General features: G+C 56.6%; 1 protein-coding gene. It reads right to left on the bottom strand.

Annotated elements, in window-relative coordinates:
- Positions 1-891 (bottom strand): condensation domain-containing protein (locus EAE91_RS25255; RefSeq protein WP_244869026.1); only part of this gene is annotated, 891 nt, incomplete at both ends.

Raw genomic sequence — 891 nt, 5'->3', positions numbered from 1 at the left:
ACAACACTTGCGCCCAGGCCAAATGACACAACGCCGCAAGGCTAACGCCCAAACGCCGGGCCTGACCGCGCAGACGGCTATTCAACTCCGGGGTCAACAGCCGGTGAGATTCCGTCACCTGTGAACCATCACGATGCACCTCCGTCAACCCGAATGGCAGCGTCGGTTCATCCACTTCTGCCAGCATCTCGGTAAAGAAGCGGGTATGTTCCTCCTGACTCACCCCCATCCGGGCCTGCGCCACCAGATTGCGGAAAGGTACCGGTACCGGCAGGCTCTCCTCCTGACCGGTCAGATATGCCTGGACTTCGCGGTGCATCACTTCCATTGTTTCATGGTCGCCAATCAGGTGATGCAGCAATTGCAGCAAAATCCAGCGGCCATCAGTTTCCTGTGCCACGACAAAACGTAATAGCGGCGCGTCACTCAGGTCGAGACGATGCTGACGGGGATCACAGTGCCGGATTAACTGCTCTCTGACCGGACCATCAACCGGGTTTAATGTCAGTTCAGTCACCGATAAAGTGGCCTGACGCCAGACCACCTGCGCCGGGACTGACAATCCTTGCCAGAGAAAAGCGGTACGCAGGATATCGTGGCGATCAACCACCCGTTGCACCACCGCCAGATAACGATCCAACAGTGCCCGATCAGCAAAAGCCATTTGCCCCGTCAACAGATACGGATCACCTTCGTTTGCCAGTAAGTGATGGAACAAAATACCGTCCTGCAACGGCGACAAGGCGTAAATATCCTGAATATTTGCGATCCCGCCCGGTACCTGTCCGACGATGCGGTCAATATCAGCCTGAGTGAGATCAATCAGCGGCAACATCGCCGGTGTCAGGGCCGTTGTTGCTGGCGTAATGACGTTAGGCGGTACTGCCACGG

This window comes from Photorhabdus noenieputensis, from assembly GCF_018448935.1.
Taxonomy (GTDB): Bacteria; Pseudomonadota; Gammaproteobacteria; order Enterobacterales; family Enterobacteriaceae; genus Photorhabdus; species Photorhabdus noenieputensis.
Note: the sequence above shows the minus strand (reverse complement) of the source record. Positions and strands in the feature narration are given on the sequence as shown.